The 22163-nt window shown below is 71.2% G+C and carries 21 protein-coding genes; 7 read left to right on the forward strand and 14 right to left on the reverse strand.

The features are described from left to right. Positions 1–75: 75 nt before the first annotated feature. Genes CHC09_RS05955 through CHC09_RS05980 form a run of 6 tightly spaced genes read right to left on the reverse strand, consistent with a single transcriptional unit; the run spans position 76 to position 6537 of the window. Positions 76–1752: an acyl-CoA dehydrogenase family protein gene (locus CHC09_RS05955; RefSeq protein ID WP_089291978.1), complete on the reverse strand. Its 1677-nt coding sequence runs from the start codon at positions 1750–1752 to the stop codon at positions 76–78. A 3-nt stretch (positions 1753–1755) separates the two neighbouring features. After that, the gene (locus CHC09_RS05960; RefSeq protein WP_089291979.1) at positions 1756–2304 is read right to left on the reverse strand and encodes a PadR family transcriptional regulator; all 549 of its coding nucleotides are present in this window, start codon (positions 2302–2304) and stop codon (positions 1756–1758) included. A 40-nt stretch (positions 2305–2344) separates the two neighbouring features. Next, positions 2345–4510, reverse strand: coding sequence for a molybdopterin oxidoreductase family protein (locus CHC09_RS05965; protein WP_089291980.1), 2166 nt, complete (start codon positions 4508–4510; stop codon positions 2345–2347). A gap of 60 nt (positions 4511–4570) precedes the next feature. After that, positions 4571–4963 (reverse strand): hypothetical protein, encoded by a 393-nt coding sequence (locus tag CHC09_RS05970; RefSeq protein WP_143232218.1) that lies wholly within the window; start codon positions 4961–4963, stop codon positions 4571–4573. Positions 4964–4967: 4 nt separating this feature from the next. Continuing rightward, positions 4968–6215, reverse strand: a complete 1248-nt coding sequence (locus CHC09_RS05975; protein ID WP_218827159.1) for an amidase domain-containing protein — start codon at positions 6213–6215, stop codon at positions 4968–4970. A gap of 10 nt (positions 6216–6225) precedes the next feature. Beyond that, the gene (locus CHC09_RS05980; RefSeq protein ID WP_143232220.1) at positions 6226–6537 is read right to left on the reverse strand and encodes a hypothetical protein; all 312 of its coding nucleotides are present in this window, start codon (positions 6535–6537) and stop codon (positions 6226–6228) included. Between the two features lie 122 nt (positions 6538–6659). Here CHC09_RS05980 and CHC09_RS05985 point away from each other — a divergent pair, with 122 nt between their 5' ends. Genes CHC09_RS05985 through CHC09_RS05995 form a run of 3 tightly spaced genes read left to right on the forward strand, consistent with a single transcriptional unit; the run spans position 6660 to position 10779 of the window. Further along, positions 6660–7289 carry a D-alanyl-D-alanine carboxypeptidase family protein gene (locus tag CHC09_RS05985; protein WP_089291984.1) on the forward strand — a complete coding sequence of 210 codons (630 nt, stop codon included), beginning with the start codon at positions 6660–6662 and terminating at the stop codon, positions 7287–7289. Then, a complete protein-coding gene (locus CHC09_RS47080) occupies positions 7286–9235 on the forward strand; it encodes a sensor histidine kinase (RefSeq protein WP_203833064.1) in 1950 nt (649 codons plus the stop codon). Before CHC09_RS05985 ends, CHC09_RS47080 begins: the two co-directional genes overlap by 4 nt. Next, positions 9232–10779 carry a hypothetical protein gene (locus CHC09_RS05995; RefSeq protein ID WP_089291985.1) on the forward strand — a complete coding sequence of 516 codons (1548 nt, stop codon included), beginning with the start codon at positions 9232–9234 and terminating at the stop codon, positions 10777–10779. Before CHC09_RS47080 ends, CHC09_RS05995 begins: the two co-directional genes overlap by 4 nt. A 16-nt stretch (positions 10780–10795) precedes the next feature. Here the strand turns inward: CHC09_RS05995 and CHC09_RS06000 are convergent, their stop codons facing one another. Continuing rightward, positions 10796–11398, reverse strand: coding sequence for a response regulator (locus CHC09_RS06000; protein WP_179276999.1), 603 nt, complete (start codon positions 11396–11398; stop codon positions 10796–10798). Between the two features lie 164 nt (positions 11399–11562). Here CHC09_RS06000 and CHC09_RS06005 point away from each other — a divergent pair, with 164 nt between their 5' ends. From CHC09_RS06005 to CHC09_RS06020, 4 genes are all read left to right on the forward strand, one after another. Beyond that, positions 11563–12663 carry a phospholipase D-like domain-containing protein gene (locus CHC09_RS06005; protein WP_089291986.1) on the forward strand — a complete coding sequence of 367 codons (1101 nt, stop codon included), beginning with the start codon at positions 11563–11565 and terminating at the stop codon, positions 12661–12663. A gap of 99 nt (positions 12664–12762) precedes the next feature. After that, positions 12763–13500 (forward strand): M23 family metallopeptidase, encoded by a 738-nt coding sequence (locus CHC09_RS06010; RefSeq protein ID WP_089291987.1) that lies wholly within the window; start codon positions 12763–12765, stop codon positions 13498–13500. Between the two features lie 297 nt (positions 13501–13797). Next, positions 13798–15243: a GGDEF domain-containing protein gene (locus CHC09_RS06015; RefSeq protein WP_179276963.1), complete on the forward strand. Its 1446-nt coding sequence runs from the start codon at positions 13798–13800 to the stop codon at positions 15241–15243. A gap of 38 nt (positions 15244–15281) precedes the next feature. Next, complete coding sequence (locus CHC09_RS06020; RefSeq protein WP_089291989.1) at positions 15282–15815, forward strand: GNAT family N-acetyltransferase; 534 nt, start codon at positions 15282–15284, stop codon at positions 15813–15815. Between the two features lie 8 nt (positions 15816–15823). Here CHC09_RS06020 and CHC09_RS06025 read toward each other — a convergent pair whose 3' ends face one another. The 7 genes from CHC09_RS06025 to CHC09_RS06055 are packed head-to-tail and all read right to left on the reverse strand — an operon-like array spanning position 15824 to position 22163. Further along, positions 15824–16537 (reverse strand): SDR family oxidoreductase, encoded by a 714-nt coding sequence (locus tag CHC09_RS06025; protein WP_203833063.1) that lies wholly within the window; start codon positions 16535–16537, stop codon positions 15824–15826. Beyond that, a complete protein-coding gene (iolB, locus tag CHC09_RS06030; RefSeq protein ID WP_089291990.1) occupies positions 16537–17361 on the reverse strand; it encodes a 5-deoxy-glucuronate isomerase in 825 nt (274 codons plus the stop codon). The genes CHC09_RS06025 and iolB overlap by 1 nt, the downstream gene beginning before the upstream one ends. A gap of 8 nt (positions 17362–17369) precedes the next feature. Beyond that, entirely contained in the window at positions 17370–18452 is a 1083-nt protein-coding gene (locus CHC09_RS06035) for a glycoside hydrolase family 88 protein (RefSeq protein WP_089291991.1), read from the reverse strand. Further along, entirely contained in the window at positions 18449–19090 is a 642-nt protein-coding gene (locus CHC09_RS06040) for a YesL family protein (protein ID WP_143232221.1), read from the reverse strand. Before CHC09_RS06040 ends, CHC09_RS06035 begins: the two co-directional genes overlap by 4 nt. A gap of 5 nt (positions 19091–19095) precedes the next feature. Further along, positions 19096–19914: a carbohydrate ABC transporter permease gene (locus CHC09_RS06045; RefSeq protein WP_089291993.1), complete on the reverse strand. Its 819-nt coding sequence runs from the start codon at positions 19912–19914 to the stop codon at positions 19096–19098. 1 nt (position 19915) lies between these two features. Then, positions 19916–20803 carry a carbohydrate ABC transporter permease gene (locus CHC09_RS06050; RefSeq protein WP_089291994.1) on the reverse strand — a complete coding sequence of 296 codons (888 nt, stop codon included), beginning with the start codon at positions 20801–20803 and terminating at the stop codon, positions 19916–19918. 58 nt (positions 20804–20861) lie between these two features. Next, positions 20862–22163, reverse strand: a complete 1302-nt coding sequence (locus tag CHC09_RS06055; RefSeq protein WP_089291995.1) for an extracellular solute-binding protein — start codon at positions 22161–22163, stop codon at positions 20862–20864.

The raw sequence follows: 22163 nt of genomic DNA on the forward strand, positions 1-22163 counted from the left end.
CGGCAGACACGTTTCGTACCGGTGCCACTCCCGGGAGCGGGTGGCCCGGCCGGGCCACCCGCTCGAGATTCAGGATCAGGGACGCATCTCGTACGCGCCGACCAGGGCGAGGACCTGCTCCCACACCGCGGCGGTGCGGGCCTCCCCGGCGACCGGGCGCAGCACCTGGGCGAGCGCCCAGGCCGCCTGCTCGTCGGTGGTCGTGGTCTTGCCGTGCAGGTCCGTGGCGTGCTGGGCGAAGTCGCGGACGAAGACCGCGAAAATCTCGTCCAGGAGGTCACGGTCCAGGCCGGTCAGCTCGGCCTGCTCAAGGATCAGGTGACCGTAGACGACCAGGGCGAACAGCTGGCCGACGGAGAGCAGGAAGTCCAGGTCGGCGTGCTGCTCCTCGGCCACCTGGAGCTCGCAGAGCGCGTCGGCCTGCTGGCGGAAGCGCGCGACGTTCGGCAGGTCGGCGAAGTTGTCGTACGCGGTCCGCCAGTCGTGGAAGCGGATCGCGCCGAGGCCGCGAGCGGGCCCCTGCTGGAACAGGAACTCGTCGTCGGCCGCGTCGTCCCGGGTCGGCACCGCGTCGTACGTCATCGGGTTGTGCAGGTAGTTGGGCATGAACTTGAGGATCAGCGCCAGGTTGACGTGGACCGTGCCCTCGAGCTTCGGCAGGCCCCGGATGTCCATGGCCGCCTTGTCGAAGTACGTGTCGGCCTCGAAGCCCTTGGCCGCGATCACGTCCCACATCAGGTCGATGACCCGCTCGCCCTCGGTGGTGACCTTCATCTTGGTCATCGGGTTGAACAGCAGGTAGCGGCGGTCGAGCGGGCCGGCCGAGCGGAAGTAGTCGACGGCCCGGTCGCTGAACAGCTTCATCGCGACCAGCCGGACGTACGCGTCGGACAGCTCCCGCCGCACGTGCGGGAAGTTCGTGACCGGCTTGCCGTAGAGCATCCGGCGGTGCGCGTGGGTCACCGCCTCGTACATGGCGTGCTCGCAGATGCCGATCGCGGCCGTGCACAGGTTGAACTTGCCGACGTTGACCGTGTTGAGCGCGGCGTCGAAGGCGGCCTGCCCGGTGTGCAGGATGTCCTCCTCGCGCACCGGGTAGTCCTTGAGCTCGAACGTGCTCACGTACATCTGCTTGTTCACGACGTTCTTGATCAGGTGGTAGTTCGGGTGGCGGCTGTCGGCCTTGAAGAAGACGTAGCCGTCCTCGGTCTTGCCGAACACCGACACCAGGCCGGCGACGTTGCCGTTGCCGATGTAGTACTTGGTGCCGTTCGCGACGAAGCCACCGCCGTCGGCCGGCGTGAGCACCATGTCGGTGGCGTAGATGTCCGCGCCGTGCCCGCGCTCGGAGAGGGCGAACGCCATCACGTGCCCGTCGGCGAGCAGCTCGGCGGCATGCTCCCGGGCCGAGGCGTTCGCGGTCTGCCAGACCGGGCCGAGGCCGAGCACGGTGACCTGCCAGACGTACCAGTAGTCCAGGCCGTAGAAGCCGAGGATCTCGCTGAGCGCGGCGTTGCGCGCGGTGTCCCAGCGGGTCTCCCCGGAACCGTCCGCCGCGGGCGTCATGAACGTGGCGAACAGCCGCTCCTTCGCGGCGAACTCGAGGAAGTCCGCGTACCAGGTGCGGTTGATGTAGCTGTCGACCAGCGCCTTCTTGCCGCGCTCCTCGAAGAAGTCGACGGTGGCGCGCAGCAGGCGACGGGTCTCGGCGTCGAACTGCTCGGGGTCGTACGTATTAGGGTTGAACAGCACCGTTCAGGCTTCCTTCCGGAGTTCGGCCAGGACCTCGTCGAGCCAGTCGAGCAGCATCCGCTCGTAAGCGATGCCGCCGCGCAGCACGACGTGTTGAAGTCGCTGACCCGTCGTCAGTTTCGAAATGTCAGGGAAGTCGCGCTTCTCCCCACCCAGGTAGCGTGCGAGCAACTCCTCGTGCTCGTCGCGATATCGCGAGACCTCGCCGATCAGCGCCGCCCGCCCGGCCGCGTCGTCGAACGCCGCCCCACGCACCTTCACCGCCAGGTCGTGCCGGACGGCTTCCGGCTGCACCGGCTCGTGCAGCCAGCCGGTCAGCACCTCCCGGCCGGCGTCGGAGACCGAGAACTCGCGCTTGTCGGGCCGGCCCTCCTGCCCGACCTCGAGGGCGGTGACCAAGCCGTCCGCCTCCATCCGCTTCAGCACGCGATAGATCTGCTGGTGGGTCGCGGTCCAGAAGCGGCCGATGGACCGCTCGAACCGGCGAGCCAGCTCGTATCCGGACCCGGGCTGCTCCAGCAGGGAGACCAGGATCGCGTGCTCCAGCGCCATCCCGGCATCATGCTATGCAACGAGTTGCATAGCAACCGGATCAGCCGACCTCGGGCTTGATCTCGACCGGGATGCCGTTCATGACGGAGTTCCCGGAGAGCGGATCGATCACCAACTCGTCGGTGAGAACGTTGGAGTTCACCCCGGGATGGGCGGCGGCCACCGCGAGCCGGACCCCGGGCAGATCGTGGCCCCAGCCGTGCGGCAGGCTGACCACCCCCGGCATCACCCGGTCGGTCACCTCGACCCGCGCCGCCAGCGAACCGACCCGTGAGGTGACCTCGGCCCGGGCACCGTCGGCGAGGGTGAGCCGGTCCGCGTCGGCGGGGTGCACCTGCAGCGTGCAGCGGTCACGGCCCTTCACCAGCGCCGGCACGTTGTGCATCCAACTGTTGTTGGACCGCAGGTGACGGCGGCCGATCAGGACCATCCCGGGGCTCGGCCGGTCCAGGGCCTCGCGCAGCCGCGCCGCCTCGGCGGCCAGGGGCGGCGCGCAGAGCTCGACCATGCCGCTTGGCGTGCGCAGCACCTCCGGGACGCGGGGCTGCAACGGCCCGAGGTCGACCCCGTGCGGGGCGGCGATCAGGTCGTCCAGGGAGAGGCCGTACGCGCCGGAGCGCAGCGCCACGTCCAGCAGCCGCTCCGCCGGGCCGTCCCCGGACGCCTCCGTCAAGCCGGCCTTCTGGAGCGCTCCGGCCAGCATGCGGTCGTGCAGCGCCGAGGCCGGCGTACCGGCTCCGTGACCGGAGACGATCAGGATCAGGCGGGCCAGGATGTCACATTCGTCCATGCCGCCCGGGTCGGCGGGGAACACCGGCGGGGAGTAGGCCGCGAAGTTCCGCACCGCCAGGGTCAGGAACGAGAAGTCGTAGTGCCCCTTCCGGGTCGCGTCCAGCGGCGGCAGGATCACGTCGGCGTGCCGGGTCGTCTCGTTCAGATAGGGGTCGACGCTGACCATGAAGTCCAGGCCGTCGAGGGCCCGGTCCAGCCGGCCGCTGTTCGGCGTGGAGAGCACCGGGTTCCCGGCCACCGTCAGGAACGCCCGGACCTGCCCCTCCCCCGGCGTGTCGATCTCGTCGGCCAGGGTGGCGACCGGCAGCTCGCCCTTGACCTCGGGCAACCCGCGGACCCGGCTGTGCCAGCGCCCGGTCGTGAAACCCTTCCCACCCGGCTTCGGGTTCGGTCGCAGGTGGGCTGCGAGCGGGAACATCACCCCGCCGGGCCGGTCCAGGTTGCCGGTCAGCACGTTGACCACGTCGACGAGCCAGCTGGTCAGGGTGCCGAACTCGACCGTGCACGTGCCGATCCGGCCGTACACCGCGGCGGTCGGCGCGGCGGCGAGCTCCCGGGCCAGCCCACGGATCCGCTCGGCGCCGACGCCACAGGCCCCCGCGACCCTCTCCGGAGAGAAGGCCGCGGCGAGGCCGCGAACATCGTCGACCCCGCTGACGTACGGCGTGAGCCGCCCGAGCTCGGTCAAGCCCTCCTCGAACAGGGTGTGCACGATGCCGAACAGCAGGAAGGCGTCCGTGCCGGGACGGATGAACAGGTGCTCGTCGGCGTGCTCGGCGGTCCGGGTGCGGCGCGGGTCCACCACCACGAACCGGCCGCCACGCTTGCGCAGCGCCGTGAGCCGGCCGGGGAAGTCGGCGGCGGTCGCCAGGCTGCCGTTCGACTCCCACGGGTTGGCGCCGAGGATCAGCAGAAAGTCGGTCCGGTCCAGGTCCGGCACCGGGATGGCGAACGGGCTGCCGTACAGGTAGCCGCAGGAGACGTGCTTGGGCATCTGGTCGACGGTGCTGGCCGAGAAGACGTTGCGGGTGCCGAGGGCCTTCAGCAGCGGGGTGATGTAGAGGCCACCGGCCATCGTGTGCACGTTCGGATTGCCGAGGTACGCGGCGACGGCCTGGGATCCGTACGCCTCGATGATCGGCCGCAGGCCGCTCTCGACCGCCGCGAACGCCTCGTCCCAGGAGACCTCCTCGTGCCGGCCGTTCCGTTTGAGCATCGGCCGGCGCAGCCGGTCCGGATCGTCGGAGAGCCGGGCGAAGGTCGCGCCCTTCGGGCAGACGAACCCGTGGCTGAAGACATGGTCACGGTCCCCCCGGACCGCGGTCACGGCGTCGCCGGTGACGGTGAGTTCCAGCCCGCAGGCGGCCTCACAGAGCGGGCACGTGCGGTACGCCGTGCGGGTCACGTCCACCATGACGTCTCACCAGCCTTCCGGGCTTTGTTACCCATGAGTACCGGCTGTCCGGGCGGCACGTCAACCGAAGCATTCCGCCGGGCCGACGTCGGTCTGCAGGATCACGCCGGTGACCAGGAACGCTCCGGCGAGCACCATGCCGAGAATTCCGGCCACCAGGAGTGCCCCGGCGAGAACCCGCGTTCCGGACCTGGACAGCCGCCGGAAGGCGAGCACGAGCAGCACCACCGACGCGACCAGCAACCCCGTCGAGGCGAGCGCCAGCGGCAACTCGGCCGGCGACATCTCCGGGCCAGGGGTGGTCGAGCCCTTGCAGATCGCCCGCCAGGCCCGCTGGTACTCGTTGTCCAGCCGGGTCCACGGCCAGACCAGCAGCCAGCCGGCGATCAGCGCGCCCGCGCCGGCCCCGATCAACCCCGCACCCCGGCCGGCCCGGCCTGTCGTCATGCTCATCGCCTCACCCGTCCGATTCCGGTCGAACCACATGGACAACGTCATGTCCCCCGCCGAGTGCCCCGATCGGGGCCCGAGCGCCGAGAGACGCGTTAACTTGGTCGATGTTGTGCTGGGTGTAGCGGAGGTCGCCGTCGACGACCGCGGTGACCATCGCCGAGTGGTGCACGTCGCCCGGGCCACCGTCCGCGGCCGGTGTCTCCCAGTAGATGATGTCGCCGGGTTGTGCCTGTTCAGCGGTCACCTCGGTGCCGTGCGCACGCCAGAATTCATAGGACTGGAAAGCCTGCGCCCAACTCGCCGACCTCGAGCCGCCGTGAAGGTCGAGCCACCGGTTGCCGGTCTGCGGGCCCTCCCACCACGAGTCGTCGGACCAGTAGCCACCCTGCTCCTTCATGCCCGCCTCCGCCAGGGTCGCGGAGACGAAATTCGTGCAGTTGTTCTCGAAGATGTCGTAGCTGGCCTCGGCGTCGTTCCAGTGGTCGATCGCCCACTTGCTCGCGGCGGCCCGGTCGTAGCTACCGCCGCCGTGCAGGGCGGAGCGCACGTCCGCCGGGATGCCGGGCAGGTTCTCCAGGGCCCACGGCACGGCCATCCGCAGGGTCTGCTGATCCTCCGGCGGCAACCCCGCCCACCAGGCGGCCACCTCGTCGGGACCGCCGTCCGGAACCGTCGCGGCGATCAGGTCGACCTCCAGCTTGGAGGCCATTCCGACGTCCTCGTTGAGGGCCGCCCCGGCGTCCGTCTGGAACGTCTGCTGGCTGAGGTGGTCGAGCATCTCGTAGGCCTTCCGGTCGGCCAGGGTGGCCGCGTCCACCGCCTGCTGGACCAGCTTCTGAAGCCGGTCCCGCTGGACCCGGGCCGACTCCGCGAACTCCGGGTCGTGCCGCGCCATCGAGGTGTCGGGCAGTTGGACCAGCCCATCCCCGGTGACGGGGAAGTCGTCCAGCCGGGCCGCGCCGAGCGCCGACCGGAGACTGTTCTGGCTGATCCGGAAGGCGTGGGTGAGGCCGGACAGGACCAGCGAGACCGCTTGGCACTCCAGCGCGTCGATCTCGAGACCGTTGATCACCCCGCGCAGGTGGGCGATCGCCGCGTCCCCGGCCGGTCCGGTCCAGGCGCCGGCCGACACCCGCGGGTCCAGATCCTCGTGCAGGTAGGTGACGGTGGACAGCAGGTTCGTGTAGCGGGCCCTCCACTCGTCCGCGCCGGTCTGCCACGCGGCGACGTCGAGGTCACGAAGCTGGGCCATGCTGACCATGTCACTCACCGGGCACCCGGCTGTGGCCGCGCAGCAGGGCGGCGTGGCGGGCGTCGGCGACCAGGTACTCCCGTACGGCGTAATGGAAACCGTCCCCGAGGACGCTCGTCTCCGTGCCGTGGCCGTCGATCCGATCGGACCAGTTGCGGCGGCAGAAGTCCAGGGTGAGCGCCGACGAGATGCCCGAATGCGCGGCCGTGAGGGCCCGCGTTCCGGTGAAGGACCGGGCCTGCGCCGCCACCGCGCCGCCGGTCTCGGTCAGCCGGTCCCCGCACCGTTCCACCACGTCCGGCTCCATGTGCAGGTCACTCATCGTCACTCCCCGTGCCGTCCACTGCCGACACAGGCGTGTACGCCGGGTACTCACCGCGAGTTCGAAACGATCTGAGTACTCGTACTCATGAATCCGGCGGCGCCGAACGGGATCTTGAGTACATGCACGAGCACGACACCGAACGGGACGCGGCGCGACCGCCCCGGCGCCGCGACCCGGTCTACGCCGCCGTCACCCGGATCGCCGCGTTCGCCCTGGCCCCGGTGGCCGCGGCGGTCACGCCCGGACGGGCGCGGCACACCGCCTGCCGGTGGGCGCTCGCCGCCCGCTTCCCGGCGGAGAGCCTGGACGGCCTGCAGCCGGCGGCCCGCGCGGCCTTCGAGGCGGCCCGCACCCGGGCGCTCTGGGAGCACGGCGTACTGCTCGGGCTCACCTCCGGATATCGGGACCGGGCCACGCAGACCGCGCTCTACCTCGCGGAGGTCCGGCGCTGCGGCTCGGTCGCCGAGGCCCGGCGGTGGGCGCTGCCGCCGGAGGAGTCCCGGCACGTCGCCGGGACCGCGATGGATGTACGACCGACCGAGGGCGCACGATGGCTGGAGCGGCACGGGGCGCTGCACAGCCTCTACCGGGTGTACGACAACGAGTGGTGGCACTTCGAGTACCGCCCGGACGGCCCACCGGCCCGCCTGCCGCACCCGGGCGCCGCGGCACGTGGCACGCGGCGCCCGGAGTGGTTCCGGCAGGCGACCTCGATGACCGAGATCGATCTGACATGCTCAGCGGCGTGAATACGTGGTGGACCGGCCGGTGGCCCGCGGTGCTGGCCGGCCTGAGTGGGGCCCTGCTGCTCGCGAGCACGCCGCCGGCCGCGGCCGGTTTGCAACTGTTCAGCCTGGCGACCCGGCAGGGCCGTGGGTTTCAAGGCACCGAGTGGGTGCTGGCGATCACCCCGGTCGCGGTGATCGGGCTGTCGCTGTGCCTGCTGCGCCGGTGGCCGTACCTGATCGTCGCCGCCGGCCTGTCGGCGGGCTGGCTGCTGATCGCTTCGGACGAGAGTGGACACATCCTCCGGCTGAGCCTGCAACTGGTCCCGCAGGCGCTGGCGCTGATCGGCGTCCTGGGGTGCGCGCAGAGCCTGATCCGCCGCGGGCATGCCGGGCTGGGCGCGGCGATGGCCGGGCTGGCGCTCGGCGCGCGGCTGTTCGGCACGTCGCTGGTCGACCAGTTCTTCGGTTACTACGACCCTCGATCGAGTCTGCAGACCTGGCAGCACGGCCTTGTGGTGGCCGGTCTGATCGGTGCTCTCGCGGCGCTTCCCGGGCTGTGGCGCGCCGACGCCGAGGCGGACGACCGGTCCCGGTCGTGGCGGCGCCTGCGCCTGCCGCTGGCCGGAGCCCTGGTGATGGCCCTGACCCTGCCGTTGTCGTACCTGTCCACCTCGAACGTCGCCGCGCTGATGGGCGTCGACGCGTTCACACTTCAGCGGCATCCGTACGCCGAGGTCGCGATGATCGGCGCGGTCGTCCTGGTGCTGGGCACCGGCCTGGCGGCGGTCGCCGGGCTGTGGTCGCTGGGCGGCGCGCTGACCGCGGCGATCGCGCAGGCGGCGATCGCCGCCCCGCTCTCCCTGGCGGTCTTCGCGCTCGCCGGGGCCGGCCCGGTCCGGTGGATCGGCGCGCTCGTCGGCGCGGCGATCGGCGCGGCGGCCGTGGCGAGCCGGTGGCGGGTGGCGGCGGCGGGCGGGCTCACCGTCGCGGCGGCCACCACGTTGTTCATCGCGTACGCCGCCACCACCGGCCGTCCGGAACGTCTGGCCGAGCAGCACCGGGTGGTCCCGGCCCTGGTGATCCTGGTCCTGGTCGTGGCGGCCGGCACCGCGGTGATCGGCGCGGCCGCTCCGGCCCTGGCGCCGCGCGGCGCGGTCCCGGCCGTGTTCGGCCCGATCGCGGGCGTGCTGGCCGCGGCCGCGATCCAGACGCTTCAGGCCACCTACCTGGAGAGCGACGGTCTGCCGAACTCGACTGTGCTGAACGACGTGTCGCATCTGAACACGTCCGGGGTGCTCCTGCTCGCCGCGGGCGCCGCCGTCGGCGGCCTGGGTCTCGCCCACTACCTGACCGAGCGCTGGGCGGAACGCAAGCGGGCCGAGCAGATCCGCAAGGAGGCCGCCGCGGCCGAGCGGGACCGGCTGGCCCGCCCGATCCACGACGGTGTGCTGCAGGTCCTCGCGATGGTCCAGCGGCAGGACGGCAGTTCCCCGCTGGCCGAGCTCGCCGGCGAGCAGGAGATCGCGTTGCGGAAGCTGCTGGCCGGTGGCGGGACGCTGGCCCCCGACGGCCGGGAGACCGGCGGGACCGACCTGCGGGCCATGCTGACCGAGCTGGCCGCGCCCGGGATCGAGGTCGCGACGCCGGCCGAGGCGGTCCGGCTGCCCGGGCACAGCGCGCGCGAGCTGCACTCGGCGGTCCGCGCGGCCCTGGACAACGTGCGCCGGCACGCCGGTGCGGGAGCCCGGGCCTGGATCCTGCTGGAGGACGAGGGCGACGGGGTGCGCGTGTCGGTCCGCGACGACGGGGCCGGGATCGCGCCGGGCCGGCTGGCCGAGGCGGAGCGGGACGGGCGGCTCGGCGTGACCCAGTCGATGCGCGGCCGGATCACCGACCTGAAGGGCACGATGACCATCGACAGTCGGCCCGGCCAGGGCACCGAGATCGAGTTCTGGATTCCCCGGTGACCCGGCATCGCTGGCCGGCGATCGTCACCGGACTGAGCGGCTGCCTGCTGCTCGCGACCCTGCCGGCGTCGGCGGACTCCGGGATGCCGATGCTGCCCGCGGCCGGCAGCGACTACTACTACGGCATGCCGGCCGTGATGGCCCCGATCGTGATCGGGCCCTCGGTCGCGGCGATCGTGCTGGCCCTGCGCCTGTTGCGCTGGTGGCCGTACCAGTTGCTGGTGGCCGTGCTGCTGGGCGGCCCGCAGATCCTGGTGGAGTCACGGATCCTGCCGAAGGAGCTTGCCGGGGTGCTCTTCCTCTCCGGACCCCTCGTACACTCGTTCGCCCTGATCGGGGTGCTCGCGTGTGCGCAGAGCCTGTGGCGCGGCGGCGCGCCGCGGTGGGGTGCGGTGACGGCCGGGCTGGCCCTCGGCTCCCGGCTGTTCTTCAGCGCGCTGGTCGGCAACAGCGGATCGACCGTCGACCCGGACGCCGACCACTGGCGGCTCGGCCTGATCACGCTCGCGACGTTCGGGCTGCTGGCGTTCTGCTGGCGGGTGGAGCCCGACGACCGGGTGAACGCCGACCCGGTGACCGGGGAGCAGGGCCCGGCACGGACCCGGCTCCCCCTCGTCGCCGGGCTGGCCCTGTTCCTGGTCATCCCGCTGGCGATGGTGTCCCAGGACTCCGCGGCGGGCCTGCTCGGCGTCGACTCGGGCACGTTGCGGCGCCACCTGTTCATCCGCGTCGCCCTGGCCGGGGTGGCGAGCCTGGTCGTGGCCGTCGGGATCGCCGCGCTCGCCGGGAAACGGTCGCTGGGCGGCATGCTGGCCCTGGCGGTCGCGCAGGCCGCGCTCGCCGCGCCGCTGCTGATGGCGTACTTCGCGCTGCAGGACGACATTTCGGCCCGTTTGTGGGGAGTGCTGGCCGGGGTTGCCATCGGGGTCGCCGCTGTGGCCGGCCGATGGCGACCCGCGGCGGCCGGGGCGCTCTGCGTGGCGGCGGCGGTCGCCCTGTTCGCCGCGCAGGCGAGCCCGGCCGGCCCGGAGCCGATCGCCACCCAGCACCTCGCGGTCCCGGCCCTGGTCATCCTCGCCCTGGTCAGCGCCGCCGGGACAGCGGTGGCCGGCGCGATCGGCACGGTCCTGGCGCCGCTGCGCTCGGTGCCGGCGGTGTTCGGCCCCCTCGCCGGCCTGATCGCCTCCGGCCTGCTTCAGGTCCTCGAGGTCACCTACCTGGGGAGCGACGGCAGGCCCGCCGACGACGCCCTGAACTCGGTGCGGCACCTGGCCATCTCCGGCGTGCTGCTGCTGGTCGTCGCGGCGGCGGTGGCCGCGCTGGGATTCTGGCGCCGGGCGGCTGTCGAGCCGGACGACCAGATCCGCGCGGAGGCCGCCGAGGCGGAGCGCGACCGGCTGGCCCGCCCGATCCACGACGGGGCACTCCAGGTCCTCGCCCTGGTCCAGCGGCAGGGTCCCGATCCGAAACTGGCCGAGGAGGCCGCCGAACAGGAGGCCGCGCTGCGCCGGCTGCTGACCGATCGGGACCGGCCAGGGCGTTGACGCCGGTCGCGGTTCGTCAGGAAAGGCCCTGCTCGATCGCGTACCGGACCAGTTCGGCCCGGTTGTGCATCTGGAGTTTGCCGAGCGTGTTCTGCACGTGGTTCTGCACCGTGCGGTGCGAGAGGACCAGGCGCTCCGCGATCTGCTTGTACGACAGCCCCTTCGCGACCAGCCGCAGCACCTCGGTCTCCCGGTCGGTCAGGCGCGGCCCGCCCGGCTTCCGGTACTCGCCGAGCACCAGCCCGGCCAGCCCGGAGGTGAAGACCGGATCGCCTTCCGAGGTCCGCCTCACCGCGTCCAGGAACTCGTCCCGGCCGGCCGATTTCACCAGGTATCCGGTGGCCCCGGCCTTGACCGCCTCGAGCACGTCCCGCTGTTCACCGCTCGCCGAGAGCATCAGGACGCGCACCCCGGGCTGCGCCGCGCACAGGCCCCGGATGACCTCGACCCCGGACAGGTCGGGCAGCTGCAGGTCGAGGACGACCACGTCGGGCCGGGCCGCGGCGGCCACCCGCAGCGCTTGCCGGCCCTCGCCGACCGCCGCGGTGACCAGGTATCCGGCCTCGCCGAGGTCCCGTGCCACCCCGTCGCGCCACATCGGGTGGTCATCAACGACCATCACACGCACCGTCACGGCCACACGATAGCCGGGCGATCGAGGTCGACGGATCAACCGCCCGAGGTCCGGCTTTCGGCCCGCCGGGGTAGTCCTTCCGGCCGTTCCTGGGACGGCCGTCAATCAGCCGACACTCCGCCGCGCACGCCGGGCGCACACTCGGCCGCATGGGTGTCGACCTCGGCGGAATCGAGTTCTACGCGGGTCCTCCGGTGCTGGGCGGGCCGGACGACCTGGACGCGGTCATTCGTGAGTTCATCGACGGCGCGACCACCCGTCTGCTGGTCGCGGTGCAGGAGCTGGACTCCCGGCTGATCGCCGAGTCGATCCTGGCCGCGAAGGCACGCCGGGTCCGGACGCGGATCGTCCTCGAGGGCGACTATCTGCGCGAGGAGAAGCCGGTGGCCGACCCGTGGCTGGCGGCCGGGGAGAACGAGGGCAACCGGGTGATCCACTCGGCGCTGCTGCGCGCCGGGATCGACCTGATCACCGACCTGAACCCGAACATCTTCCACCAGAAGTTCATCGTCCGGGATCCGGGTAAGCCGACCGCGGCGGTGCTCACCGGCTCGACGAACTTCACGCACACCGACACCGGCACCAACCCGCCGGAGGTCCTCGACAAGCCGGGCAACAACCTGAATCACGTGGTCGTGCTGCACGGCAGGTCCGCCGCCGAGCTCTACCTGGCCGAGTTCGAGCGGCTGCGCACCGGCACCTTCGGCGACCTGCACGAGCGCCACGAGCCGAAGCCGCGGGAGTTCCGGCTCGGCGGGATCCGGGTGAAGCCCGTCTTCGCCCCCGAGCAGGGCCCGGAGATGGAGATCATGAAGCAGATGCTGAAGGCGACCGAGCGGGTCGACTTCGCGATGTTCACCTTCGCCCAGTCCTCCGGCATCGACGACACCATGGCGTGGATGCTCAAGGCCGGCATCCCGGTGCGCGGGGTCCTCGACCGCGGACAAGGCTCCCAGAAGTGGGCGGCCACCGAGCCGTTGAAGCGGGCCGGGGCGCGGCTGTACGAGAACACGCCCGGCAACGGCGTCCGCAAGCTCCACCACAAGCTGATGGTGATCGATCGGCGGCTCACCATCGTCGGCAGCTTCAACTACACGGCCCCGGCCGCCACCCTGAACGACGAGAACATCGTGGTCCTCGGCGACCTGGAGGAGAAGGACCCGGACGCGATCGCCGCGCAGCAGCGGCTCGCGGGGTACGCCCTCGCCGAGATCGATCGGATCGTCACCGAGCTGTCCCGCCCCGTGTGAGACCGCCCGGCTCCGCTGGCAGCGAACCTCGGCGTTCCCTAGAGTGGGCGGTCGGGCGACGCGCACGCGGTGCCCGACCGGCGGAGAGGGGACGGCACGATGCGCAAGCTCGTGGCCGCGGTTACGGCCATGACGACGGCGCTGGCGCTGGCCGCCTGCGGCGCTGGGGGCGACGAGCCGTACTTCGTGAGCGAGGGGACACCGGCCGCGCCGAGCCCCGCCACCGCCGCGCGGGCGTACGACGCCGAGTCGTCGAGCCTGCCGGACTCGAGCGCCGGTGCGTCGCCGTCGAGCAGCCCGACCCCCACGAAGAAGCCCGCCGAGTACGTCTTCCCGGTCGTCGGCAACAACTCGTACGCGCGCACCCACCACGACTACCCGGCCAGCGACATCATCACGAACTGTGGAAACACGTTCCGCGCGGTCACCAGCGGGAAGATCCTGGCGGTCAGCAAGGTCGACAGGTGGAAGGCCTCCGTCAACGACGGCGCCACCCGCGGCGGCCTGTCGATCTCGATGCAGGGCGACGACGGCGTGCGCTACTACGGTTCGCACCTGTCGAAGATCGACGCCAAGGTGCAGGTCGGCGCCGAGGTCACCGCCGGCCAGACGATCGGCAAGGTCGGCGACACCGGCGACGCCAGCGCCTGCCACCTGCACTTCGGCATCTCCCCGCCGTGCGCCGGTGCCGGTGACTGGTGGACGCAGCGCGGCGCGATCTACCCGTGGCCTTTCCTGGACGCCTGGAAGGCCGGCAAGAACAAGTCCCCGGTCGACACGGTCGCGAAGTGGAAGGCCTCGCACGGCTGCCCCACCAAGCCACCCGCCGGCGCCTGACCCTCCGGCGGGAATCCGACGCAGCTGCCGCTCGGATGCGAAAACCGTCCGCGTGTCACACTGAGACATCGATGGATCCGGACATTAGCCTACGGCGATGCGCGATTCGCCGCCGCTGAAGGTTGCGCAAACACCAGCATCACTAAATAAACGCACATTTCGGGCACATCTCCACCTGTGCGGGTGAGCGCTTTGTCACTCCCCGTAGCCAGAATGCGCGGCCCGGCCGGTCCGGCCCCTCAGGTCACCAGGGGACCGGTCGATCAGTCCGGCCTGAGCCCAGAGAGTGGAGAGCGGATGCGCTGGCCCCGAGCCACCGCGCCGGCGTGGATCGTCCACGCCGGCTTCCTGACGTGCGCCCTCGTCGGCGGCGGCGCCTACGCTCTGGCCACCCCGGACACCCGCGTGGTGATCTACATGCTGGTGATCGTGTTCTCGGTCGCGCTCTTCGGCCTGGCCCTCATCTCGGGCCACCTGACCCACCGGCGGCCCTGGCTGCTCGCGATCAGCGGTCTGGTGCTGCTGCTCGTCGGGCACCTGCTCTGGCCGCACTGGGTCGTCGACGGGCACCTGGGCCGCGGCGAGGCCGCCCCGGCCGATCTGCTGATCGCCACCGCGCACGGGTTGTTCCTGGCCGGCGCGGCGCTGGGGGTCCGGCGCCGGATGAGCGCGGACGCCGGCGGGATCGTCGACGCCACGCTGTTCGGGGTGTGCGCCGGCAGCGCGCTCTGGATCTGGGTCTTCCAACCTCACCTGCCGGACACCGCCACCCCGGCCGGTCAGGCGCAGGTGCTGATCGACGTGCTGGTGCTCAGCGCGGTGGCCGGCTGCCTGCTCCGGATGAGCGTGGCGGCCACCGGCGCGCCCCGCGGCACGATCGGCTACCTGCTGATCACCGCGCTGCTGACCGGGTCCGGCCTGGCGACCGGGGCGCTCGGCATGCCGCACCGGGACATCTGGTCCGGGGTGCTGATGCTGCTCGCGTTCCTGACCATCGCCGCCGGCGCGGTGCACCCGGGCGCGCCCGCGATGATCGAGCCGCAGGCGGTCGCCGAACGCGAACGGACGGACGGCCGTTTCCGGCTGGTCTGGCTGGGCGTGGCGCTCAGTGTGAACCCGGCCATCGCGGCGATGCAGGCACTCCGCGGCGACCAGGGCGCCGGGCCGCTGCTGCCGATCGCCACGATGCTGGTGATCCCGCTGGTGCTGGTCCGGTTCAACCAGCTCACCGGGCAGCGCAGGCGGGCCGAGCAGGTGCTGGCCCACCAGGCCTCGCACGACGAACTGACCGGCCTGTTCAACCGCAGGCGGATCCTGGCCGCGATCGACCAGGCGCTGGCCGGGCCGTCCGACGTGATCGTGCTGCTCTGCGACCTGGACGGCTTCAAGCCGGTGAACGACCGGCACGGCCATCAGGCCGGCGACGAGGTGCTGCAGACGGTCGCGGCCCGCCTGACCACCGCCGCCTGCCCGGACAGCGAGGTGGGCCGGCTGGGCGGCGACGAGTTCCTGGTCCTGTGCCAGGGTGGCACCGATCTCGAGGTCGCCGCCCTGCGGGAGCGGATCCGCGACGCGATCCGGGCGCCGATCGAGCTGGCCGGCGGCCCGGTCTCGGTGGGCGTCACCATCGGCACGGCCCGCGCCACGGCCGGCTGCGGCCTCGACCGCGCCGGGCTGGTCGCCCGGGCCGACGCCGAGATGTACGCCGGCAAACCCGGCCGCCGGCACCGCTCCGCCGCCTGAGTTGCGTGCGGCCGCGTCGATCGAGCAGGCTGGCCGTCATGGAACCACCTGAAATGATCAATGCTGGGGACATCGTCCTGAAGCGCTGGGAGCCGGAGTGGGCCGACGAGGCCGCCGCCGCGGTGAGCGAGTCGCTCCCCGAGCTCAAGCGGTTCCTGCCCTGGGCGACGGACGGCTACGACACGGCGGAGAGCCGGAGCTTCATCCAGTCCTCGGTGGAGAACTGGGCGGCCGGCACCGAGTTCAACTACGCGATCTTCACCGCGGTCGGCGACCTGATCGGCTCGATCGGCCTGATGACCCGGATGGGCCCGGGCACCCTGGAGATCGGTTACTGGATGCGCACGCCGTGGGCCGGCCGCGGCCACATGACCGCCGCCGTCCGCACCCTGACCCGGGTGGCGCACACCCTGCCCGGCGTGGAACGGGTCGCCATCCGCTACGACGCGGCCAACAAAGCCTCCGCCTCCGTCGCCACCAAGGCCGGTTTCGTCGAGGTGGATCGGGAGCACCGGGAGCCGACGGCCCCCGGTGAGACCGAGATCCTGGTGACGGTGGAGCACCGCGCCTGACCTCCGGGTCAGCGGGCCAGCCAGCCCCCGTCGACCGGGATGACCGCGCCGTGCAGGTAGCGCGCGGCCTCGGAGGCGAGGAAGACGACCGTACCGGCCAGATCGTCGGGTGTGCCCCAGCGGCCCGCCGGGATCCGCTCGACGATGGCCGCGTCGCGTCGTGCGTCGGCGCGCAGCGCCGCGGTGTTGTCGGTGGCGATGTAACCGGGCGCGATCGCGTTGACGTTGACCCCGCCGGCCGCCCACTCGTTGGCCAGAGCCTTGGTCAGGCCGACCACCCCGTGCTTGGCCGCGGCGTAGGCCGGCACCCGCACCCCGCCCTGGAACGACAGCATCGACGCGATGTTGACGATCGAGCCGCGCCCCTGGGCGAGCATCACCCGCCCGGCGGCGCGGCAGAGCCGGAACACCGCGTCGAGGTCGACCCCGATCACCTCGTCCCAGTCGGCGTCGGTGGTGTCGACCGCGTCCGCCCGGCGGATGACGCCGGCGTTGTTGACCAGGATGTCCAGCCGGCCGAAGTCGTTCATCAGGGAGGTGGCGTCGAAGTCCGCGAGATCCGCCGGCACCCAGCGGAACTCCGGGTCGGGCCGGGCCCGCGACAGCACGGCGACCTCCGCCCCCGCCTCCGCCAGGGCATGGGCCATGGCCTGCCCGATGCCCCGGTTCCCGCCGGTGACCAGCGCGACCCGCCCGTCCAGGCGGAACCGGTCGAGGATCATCAGTGCCCCAGGTCCCGGAGCATCGGCACGGCCTTACCCACCCACGACAGGCCGGTGTCCTCCAGCGCGCCCTGGGTGCGCTGCGTCCCGGCCAGGAACCACAGGTAGTAGGTGACGTATCCGGGCGCGCTGACCACGGTGTGATAGCCCTCCGGCATCATGTGCACGCCGTGGTCGCGGACGGTGAAGTTCTCCTCGTACCCCTCGTCGGTGTACATCCGGCAGATCCCGAACCCGTCGCTGGGCTGCACCTTGAAGTAGTACATCTCCTCGTGCGCCGCCTCGGCCGGCAGGTTGTCGACCTTGTGACGGTGCGGTGGGTACGTGCTCCAGTTCCCGCTCGGTGTGAACGTCTCCCCCACGATCAGCCGCCGCGCGGGCAGGTCCGGCTGAGAGATCTCGGTGAGGATCTGGTGGTAGGTGCGCCCGAAGTTGGCCGCGCCCCACCGGCCGGCCACGACCCGTTCGGGTCCGATCACGTACGGGTCCACGGCCAGATCCGAGGGCGCGCTGGGCAGCGCGATCTCCACCGGCCCGTGCGCCTCGACGGTCACCGCCGAGCCGGCCGGGACGTAGACCGAGTGCGGCTTGCCGGAGAACACGTTCGGCCGGCCGCCCACCTCGGCGAATTTCGCGGCGCCGACGGTGAACGTGGCCTTCCCGCTGAGCATCACCGCGAGGATCTCCCGGTCCCCGGACTCCCCCGACCAGGACTCCCCGGCCTCCAGCCGGAGCAGGGTGAAGTCGAGCAGCGAGCACGGGTTGAAGGGCAGTTCGTTGCGCCCGTGCCCGGCCGGGATGTAGCAGTGGTATCGGTAGTCCATGTCTCTCCTCACCAGGGATGGGTCCAGCCGGGGCGGGTGACGCGGGTCAGCGCTTCCAGGTAGAAGTAGTCGCCCCAGAGCGTGCCCTCGTCGACGCCGATGCCCTTCGGCTTGTCGTAGACGCCGTGCCGCAGCAGCGCGTTGCCGGTGCTGGTGCAGTCGTCGATCAGCGAGCCCAGGATCCGCGTGGCGGCGTCGTCTTCACCGAGCGCGGCGAGGCCGCAGACCGCGATCGCGGCCGCGGAGGAGTCCCGCTCGACGCCGGTCAGCGAGAGATCCCAGAACGGGACGTTGTCCGGCGGCAGATGGGCGAGGAAGTAGTCCGCGCAGCGCCGGGCCGCGTCCAGGAACGACGGATCACCCGTGTAGCGGTGGTTGAGCAGGAATCCGTAGATGCCCCAGGCCTGTCCGCGCGCCCAGCACGAGTCGTCCGCGTGACCCTGCTCCGTCTCGCCACGCAGCGGTGCTCCGGTCGCCGGATCCCAGTAGAAGGTGTGGAACGTGCTCCCGTCCGGCCGCAGGATGTGGTCGCGCAGCTGGGCCGTGTGCCGCCGGGCGGCCGCCGCGTACCGCTGCTCGCCGGTCTCCCGCGCCGCCCAGAAGAGCAGCGGCGTGTTCATCAGGCTGTCGATGATGGTCCGCCCGCGCTGCGCCGGATCGCGCAGGTCGCCCCACGCCTGGATGATCCCGGCGGGTTCGAGGACGCGGGACATCAGGTGGTCGGCCGCCGCCAGCGCCGCCCGCTTCGCTTCCTCGTTTCCGGTACGCCGGTACGCCGTCACGCACGACAGCGTGTAGAGGAACCCAAGATCGTGGGTGTCCACATCGGACCCGTTTGCGACCCGGGCGGCGAAGCTGCGCACGTGCCCGCCCGCCGCCTTCAGGTACCGCTCGTCCCCGGTCAGGTCGTGCGCCAGCCAGAGCATCCCGGGCCAGAAGCTGGTGGTCCAGCCGGTGTTCGCGGGCCGGAGAACGTAGCGGTCGCCGACGGTGGTGTCGCCGGGATACCGGTCGCCGAACTCGACCAGATTTTCGTCGATGATGGACAGTGCCGCGGTGACCGCGGCGGCGGTCACGTCGATCGCCGTCATGAGGTCCTTTCCTGAAGGGGACACAGAACAGGCGCCAGCGTGTGCCGGCTGTTCGCCCAGACCGCGTAGAGCAGCGGGCTCGCCGCGAGGCTCAGTGCCAGCACCGGCCGGGCCGTGAACAGCGCCTCGAAGAGCGCGAGCACGCCGAGCGAGGGCAGGGTCAGGTACCACCGGCGCACCCCCAGGTAGAGGCCGGCCCGGAGCACCTCGCGCAGCCGGGCGTCCGGCCGCTCGGCGAGCACTGTCAGGCCGAGCAGCGTGGTGGCCAGGACCAGCCCGATCAGCACGACCAGCACCGGGATCACGGCAGCGCCGGCCGGGCGGCCCCAGGCGGCGCGCAGGTCCGCACCGAGCACGACCAGCGCGCCGGTGGCCAGCGCGCCGAGCGGAACCGCCCGGCGCCAGGAGGCGAGCCAGGCCCGGCCGAACGTGCGGACCACCGGGCCAGGATGCGCGCCGAAGACCGCGAACGTCGCGCAGAGCGCCGGCGCGGCGAGCGGCGCGGTCACTGCGAGCCAGGGGACGTAGAGCGCCGCGAGCACCGGCAGCAGCGCGACGGTGAGCAGCAGGTTCGTGGCGAGCCCCAGGTAGAGCAGGTCGAAGACGTCGCCGAGGGTCTGGTGGCGGAGGCGGAACATGCCGGTCACCCCTTCAGGCCGGTGGTCGCGACGCCCTCGACGAAGTACCGCTGGCCGAGCAGGAAGATCACCACGATCGGCAGCACCGAGAGCACCGAGCCGGTCATAATCAGGGCGTACTCGGCGCTGTACTGGCTGATGAACGTGCGCAGGCCCAGCTGGATCGTCCACAGGTCGCTGGAGCGCAGGTAGAGCAGCGGGCCGAGGAAGTCGTTCCAGGTGTTGACCAGGGTGATCAGGGCGAGGCTGGCCAGCGCCGGGGTGGAGAGCGGCAGCATGATCCGGCGGTAGATGCCGTACTCGCTCATCCCGTCGATCCGGGCCGCGTCGAGCAGTTCGTCCGGGATGGACTCGTAGAACTGCTTCATCAGGAAGACGCCGAGCGCGCCGAACGCTTGGATCGCGATGATCGACCAGCGCGTGTCCGACAGGTGCATCTTCGACAGCAGTACGAACTGCGGGATCATGTACGACTGCCAGGGCACCGCGAGCGTCCCGATGTAGGCGAGGAAGAGCAGGTCCCGCCCCGGAAAACGGACCTTGGCGAAGCCGTACGCGGCGAAGCTGCCGGTGAGCACCTGCAGCAGGGTGACCACCACCGACAGCAGCACGGTGTTGCCGAGCCACCGGGTCATGTCGGAGCGGGTCCAGATGTCCAGGTAGTTGTGCCACTGCGGGCTCTCCGGCCACCACTTCACCGGCACGGTGAAGACCTCGTTGTTCGTCTTCAGCGACGAGACGACCATCCAGTAGAACGGCAGCAGCACGGCCACCGACGCGACGACCAGCGCCAGGTAGCCGAGCAGGCGCGTGACCCGGCTCATCTCACGCCTCCCTTCGGCGGTTCACCACGAACTGCACGACGGTCACCAGGAAGCAGAGCAGGAAGAGCACCACGGACACCGCGGAGGCGTAGCCGAACTGGTTCTCCTCGAAGCCCTTGCGGTAGATGTACTGGGCCAGCACCAGGGTGGACTGGCCCGGACCGCCGTTGGTCATCACCAGGATCAGGTCCAGGATCTTGAAGCTGTTGACCGTCAGCATCACGACGACGAAGAACGTGGTCGGGCGCAGGCAGGGCAGGGTGACCGCCCACAGCCGCTGCCACGCGTTCGCGCCGTCGACCCGGGCCGCCTCGTAGAGCTCGCCGGGCACGGTCTGCAGCCCGGCCAGGAAGATCAGCATGAAGTAGCCCATCTCCCGCCAGGTGCCGACCAGGATCACCGCCGGCATGGACCAGTCCGCGGAGGTGGTCCAGCCCGGTGGATGGTCCACGCCGACCGCCCGCAGCACCGCGTTGATCGGGCCGTACCCGGGGCTGAACAGCATGTTCCAGACCTGGGCGACGGCGACGATCGAGGCGATGTACGGAAAGAACGCCACGGTGCGGAAGAACGCCACGGCCCGCAGCCGCTTGTTCAGCAGCAGGGCCAGCCCCAGCGAGACCACCAGGGTGAGCGGGATGTGGAAGACCGTGTAGTAGAGGGTGTTCTGCACGGCGGCCCAGAAGCCGGCGTCGTGCATCAGCTGCCGGGCATTGTCCAGCCCGGTCCACTCGGCGCCGCCGAAGATGTCCCAGGTGGTGAACGCGTAGTAGAAGAGCAGCGCCACCGGGACCATCGTGAGCAGCGCGAAGCCGAGGAGGTTCGGCAGCAGGAAACTCCAGCCGAGCAGCGTGTTCCTGGTCCGGCGACCGGCCGGCGTCGTCGTCATGGGCACTCCCGCGAAGAGGGGCGGGCCCGGCGTGGACGGAACGCCGGGCCCGCGCCGGTCACTTGTTCAGGACCTCGTTCTTGGCCCGGTCCTGCGCCTCGGTGATCGCGGTGTCGATGTCCTTGGTGCCGGACAGCACCGCGGTGTGCAGGTCGTTGAGGATGTTCTGCAGCGGGGCGGTGTACTTGCCGACCGGGTTCTCCGGCTTGGTGTCGTGCTTGGTGAACGCGAACTTGGAGACCTCGTCGGTGGGCACTCCCGGGACGGCGAAGATCGCGTCGGCCGCGGCGTCGGTGTTCGCCGGGGTGATACCGATGCCGGCGAGCGCCTTCGCGGCGTCCGCGCTCGCCACGTACGCGAGGAACTTCTTCGCGGTGTCGACCTTGTCCTTACTGATCTTTGGGTTGATCCCCATGCCGGTCGGGTCACCGAAGGTGACCGGCGTGGCGGAGGTCCCGGTGGTGGACTTGTCCGCCTGCGGTGCCGGGGCGATGCCCCACTCGAACTTGTCGGCGTCGCCGCTCTTCTGCTGGCTGAGCAGGGTGGCGATGTACCAGGTGCCCATCGTCATCATGGCGGCCTGCTGCTTACCGAACTGCGCCTGGTAGGTCAGGCTGTTGGTGGTCGCGTCGCCGAGCTGGACCTGCGCGCCGGCCTTCTGCAGGTCGACCGCCCGGGTGTAGTACGGCTTCAGGTAACCGAAGTTGCCGCTGTTCAGGTCCGCGCCCGGGGACTGCGCGAGGGCGAATCCCTGCAGCGTCGACTGCCAGGTGTGCTGGTAGATGCCGAGCGCCTTGGACCCGGCCGTCTTCAGCCCGGCGGTCAGCTTCTTGCCGGCGGCGGCGTAGTCGTCCCAGGTCCACGACGCGTCCGGGTATTTCACCTTGGCCTGGTCGAAGAGCGCCTTGTTGTAGTAGATGACCCAGGAGTCCTGCCGGTAGGGGACGGCGAACGTCTTGCCGTCGACCTGGTAGAACGGCAGTCCGTTGGCGGTCGAGCCGAGCCCGGACGCGACGTCCGAGACGTCGAGCAGCTGCTTGCCGTTCTGATAGGTGTAGAAGTTCTTCAAGGTCTTCTGCACGTAGACGTCCGGGGCCTTGCCGGCGGCCAGGTCCGCGATCATCTGGGTGTCGTAGTTCTTCGGGTCGTACTCCTTGAGCTCGACCGTGATGTCCGGGTTCGCGGTGTGGAATCCGTCGGCGAGCACCTTGAACTCGGGCGTGGTGGCGAGGCTCCAGCCCGCGAGGGTCAGCGTGTTCTTTCCGTCGCCGCCGGACTCGCCGTCCCCGGAGGAGCATCCGGTGAGTGCGAGCGAGAGCGCCGTGACGGCGCCGAGGACGGCGAATGTTCTGCGTTTCAT

The sequence above is a fragment of the Actinoplanes regularis genome, assembly GCF_900188005.1.
GTDB classification, from domain to species: Bacteria; Actinomycetota; Actinomycetes; order Mycobacteriales; family Micromonosporaceae; genus Actinoplanes; species Actinoplanes regularis.